The 3,855-nt window shown below is 63.0% G+C and carries 4 protein-coding genes; 2 read left to right on the top strand and 2 right to left on the bottom strand.

What is annotated here, in order from left to right:
• Together A9X03_RS00595 and A9X03_RS00590 are read left to right on the top strand one after the other, a co-directional pair.
• Positions 1 to 1,120: cytochrome P450 (locus A9X03_RS00595; RefSeq protein WP_068259205.1), on the top strand; the 1,120-nt coding region annotated here is incomplete at its 5' end.
• Positions 1,117 to 1,665, top strand: a complete 549-nt coding sequence (locus A9X03_RS00590; protein ID WP_068259203.1) for a hypothetical protein — start codon at positions 1,117 to 1,119, stop codon at positions 1,663 to 1,665. The genes A9X03_RS00595 and A9X03_RS00590, both read left to right, overlap by 4 nt.
• Positions 1,666 to 1,891: 226 nt before the next feature.
• Here the strand turns inward: A9X03_RS00590 and A9X03_RS00585 are convergent, their stop codons facing one another.
• Both A9X03_RS00585 and A9X03_RS00580 read right to left on the bottom strand, forming a co-directional pair.
• On the bottom strand, positions 1,892 to 2,818 hold the full coding sequence (locus tag A9X03_RS00585; RefSeq protein ID WP_067781342.1) for a dihydrodipicolinate reductase: 927 nt from the start codon (positions 2,816 to 2,818) through the stop codon (positions 1,892 to 1,894).
• Positions 2,819 to 3,102: 284 nt separating this feature from the next.
• The coding region (locus A9X03_RS00580; RefSeq protein ID WP_156736647.1) for a cytochrome P450 at positions 3,103 to 3,855 on the bottom strand (753 nt) is incomplete at its 5' end.

Below are 3,855 nucleotides of genomic sequence, written 5' to 3'. Positions count from 1 at the left end.
CGACCACAGCACGCAGTACGACTTCTGGGCCCTTTCCCGCTATGAGGATGTCGCGAGCGCGATGCGCGATCACGAAAGGTATTCCTCGGCGAAGGGTGTGACGCTCGATCATTTCATCGATCCCGACGCGATGATCCCGCACGGAGTGATCATCATGATGGACCCTCCGCAGCACACCAGAATGCGGTCGCTGGTAAACAAGGTTTTCACCCCGCGTGCGATCGCCAAGCTCGAGCCGATGATCCGGAAGGTGATCGACACAATCGCGCAAACCATCGATGTGACGTCGTTCGACATGGTCGAGGACTTCTCGGCGCTGTTCCCCGTCGAGATCATCACCACGATGTTGGGGGTGCCGCCGGACGGTCGCCAGCAGATCCGGCACTGGCTCGACGCACTGCTGGAACGCGAGCCGGGAAACATCAGCACGACGCCGCACGGCCGCGAGGCGGCGGTGACCATGTGGAGGTACTACTACGACCTTGTCGTCGAGAAACGCGCCAACCCACAGGACGACATGATTTCGCGGCTCACCCAGGTCGAGGTCGAACGCGACGACGGCACCATGACTCGCCTCGACGACACGGAGATTTCGGCCTTTGCGTCGATGCTCGGCGGTGCGGGCGCCGAGACGGTGACCAAGCTGGTCGCAAGCGCCGCAGTGGTGTTTGCGCGACACCAGGACCAATGGCAGGCACTGAGGCGAGACCGAAGCCTCATTCCCGCCGCCGTCGAAGAATTGTTGCGCTATGAGGCGCCCTCGCAGTACCAGGTACGCACCGCCACCCGCGATGTGACCCTGCACGGCAGCACCATTCCCGCGGGCAGCGCAGTCCTGCTCGTCACGGGCTCGGCGACCCGCGACGAACGGATGTTCCCCGATCCCGACCGGCTGGACATCGACCGGGAGCGCAGAATGGGCTTCAACCTCGCCTTCGGGTATGGCGTGCACAGTTGTCTGGGGGCGGCGCTGGCAAGGATGGAGAGCCGCATCGCGCTCGAGGCGCTGCTCGATCTCCTCCCTGACTATGAAGTCGACCGCGGTGGACTGCGGCGGGTGGCGATGGCGAATGTTTGTGGGTGGTCCAATGTGCCCGTACACAGGACGCGCGGAGCATGACCTCCGATCGAGTTGCCCTGCACCACAGGCTGGCCCACGCAAAATGGGAGACGTACGCCAGAGCCCCGGAGACGAAAAAGATCACATACGGCGATGAGTGGATCTACTCGCCAGACGCCGTAATGATGTGCCCCCTGTTCAACGGCGGCGCCGATCATGTGATGGCCGACCTCGCCTCCGGGGAGGTGCTCGCGGCCATGCAACGCTTCGCGCCCGACGGTGACATGCTTACCTGCGAATTCCGCATGTGGTGGAAGCACATGCCCGACTTTCGAATCGTTACCCCGTTCGACTGCAGGCCCGCCGATTGGGGGTTTGCGGTCCGCGACACCTATGCGGGAACGCTGGCCGACGGGACCGTTCTGCAGCTTCACGAATGGGATTACGTATGGACCAATGACGAGGGCCACATCACTCGTTGGGACTGGTTTGTCGATTCCCGGGAGTGGCACCCCTTCCTCGATCTCATCGGCCTCGATCGCGACAGCCTGACGTATCAGGCGTACACAGAGAACTTCCTGCGTGAAGGCAGCATTGTAGGTTGAGGTTTGGCGCCTTGACCGGCTGTCCAGAACTGATCGGTTCGCCGGTCAGCGCATCGAGAGGCTCGCGCAACGCGTCCTTCGCTGCTTCGGTCACGGGTGTGGGTGAAGTGAGATGCCCTTCATCGCAAAGCAACCCGCGACCCAGATTCTGATCGCGCCGGGTTTTGCGGCGCAATTGACCACAGCGCGCTCGCGCGCCGGCAGGCTGATTCGCGCAAGCGGGTCACTAAACAGGGCGCGTTCGCGATTGCCTGCTCACTATCGCCGGACCCGCCAAGGGAGAGCCAAGCACGCCAGGCGCCGCGTCCACGACCGCGGGTATGGAGTTGACCGCGGCCAGCGCTGTCACCGCTACACCCGGATTGACCCGATCCGAGGGCGATTGCTCGAAATACAGCTCCAGGGACATACTGGGCCGTCCCTCGACCCGGATGACCATGCCGCCTTGGTTTTCCCTCGACGGCCGCGGCCAACGCTGCGGCCAGGGTGTGGAACTCACCGTCGCGAAATACTGCACCGCGACCACTGACCGCCCATCGATGACGCCGGCCAGCTGCCAGCGGTGCGCGCAAATCGTCCCTTCAGCAATCGTGCCGAGGGCAGTCTGCAAATCCGTTGGCGCGAGAAGTGTTTCCCAATCCAGTTCGACTCCATCGAGTTCCAGGCCTAGGATGTCGGCGATGTAGCGCACCACGGTCTCCCAGTCGTGGGTGACCTTGCCCGATGCGATTCGGGCGGGCACGTGCCCGTTCGGCTTTCCAAAGCCCATGGATTCGTGCAGCACCTCCCAAATGGGATAGGACTTGTCCAGGTCGATCGCATATTCGTCCATCCGGTAGGAATCGACGGTTCCGGCGCCGGCAAGCAGGGCGGTGGGGACGTTGAGACTAATGAAGCCCGGCTCGGCGCCGGTGGCGTAGAAGGTCGAATTGCCTTTCGCCGCCGCGGCTTCGACGGCCGCGCGCCACTCCGGTGGCGCCGCAGGCGGGTAGACCATTGGGATCGTCGAGATCGTCACGACGTTGATCCCCGCCTCGAGGTAAGTGATGATGTCGGTGATCGCGTCATTCTCGCGCCGGACGGCGGTGGCACAGTAGGTGACACAGTCGGGCCGCAGAGCCAGCACCGCGTCGAGATCGTCGGTTGCCGATATACCGACCTCCGGTTCGCCACAAAGGCGACCCGCGTCAACTCCGGCCTTCTCGGGCGTGGACACTTTGACTCCGACGAGTTCCAGTGCCGGATCACCGAGGACTGCCCGGAGTGCCTCCTTACCGGTCAATCCCGTGCCTACGTGAACAACTCGATACTTTCTGGATTTCTCAGTTGCCATTGCTCAATCTCCTATGTGCGTTTTCCTAAGAGCGCCGGACCGCGGCTTGCGTCTCCACCCGCTTCGCGCACCGATGAGAGCAGCGAGTTCGTCGTGAGGACGGATCATTGCGCTACCGCACGTACGGGCACGCGTCCCCATCCGAAGACATTCGGCATCTTGACCCGTTGCAGGCCCGCGACGTCTACCTCGAACTCGGGGATCAAGTCCAACAGGGCATCGATGGCAATGCGTCCCTCCATGCGCGCCAGTGCCGCGCCAAGACAGCTGTGTATTCCGTAGCCGAATCCGAGGTTGTGGCCGGAGTGCCGACGATTGATGTCGAAGCGATCTGCATCGACGAACGCTCGCTCATCCCTGGTGGCCGAACCATTGATGAGCATCACCGGATTGTGCTTGGGTATCACCGTGCCATGAAGTTCGACATCGACCTTGCTCCAACGGATGTCGTATTGCGATGGCCCCTCGTAACGCAGCAGCTCTTCGAAGGCGGCGGGAATGAGGCTTCGGTCTCGCCTCAGTGCCTGCCATTGGTCCTGGTGTCGCGCAAACACCACTGCGGCGCTTGCGACCAGCTTGGTCACCGTCTCGGCGCCCGCACCGCCGAGCATCGACGCAAAGGCCGAAATCTCCGTGTCGTCGAGGCGAGTCATGGTGCCGTCGTCGCGTTCGACCTCGACCTGGGTGAGCCGCGAAATCATGTCGTCCTGTGGGTTGGCGCGTTTCTCGACGACAAGGTCGTAGTAGTACCTCCACATGGTCACCGCCGCCTCGCGGCCGTGCGGCGTCGTGCTGATGTTTCCCGGCTCGCGTTCCAGCAGTGCGTCGAGCCAGTGCCGGATCTGCTGGCGACCGTC

Source organism: Mycobacterium sp. E1715, from assembly GCF_001667625.1.
GTDB lineage: Bacteria > Actinomycetota > Actinomycetes > Mycobacteriales > Mycobacteriaceae > Mycobacterium.
The sequence above is the reverse complement of the archived record's forward strand: the minus strand, read 5'-3'. Positions and strand labels throughout refer to the sequence as shown.

Coding starts and splice junctions, on each gene's coding strand:
- A9X03_RS00590 (WP_068259203.1), top strand. CDS start 1,117: ATGACCTCCGATCGAGTTGCCCTGCACCACAGGCTGGCCCACGCAAAA.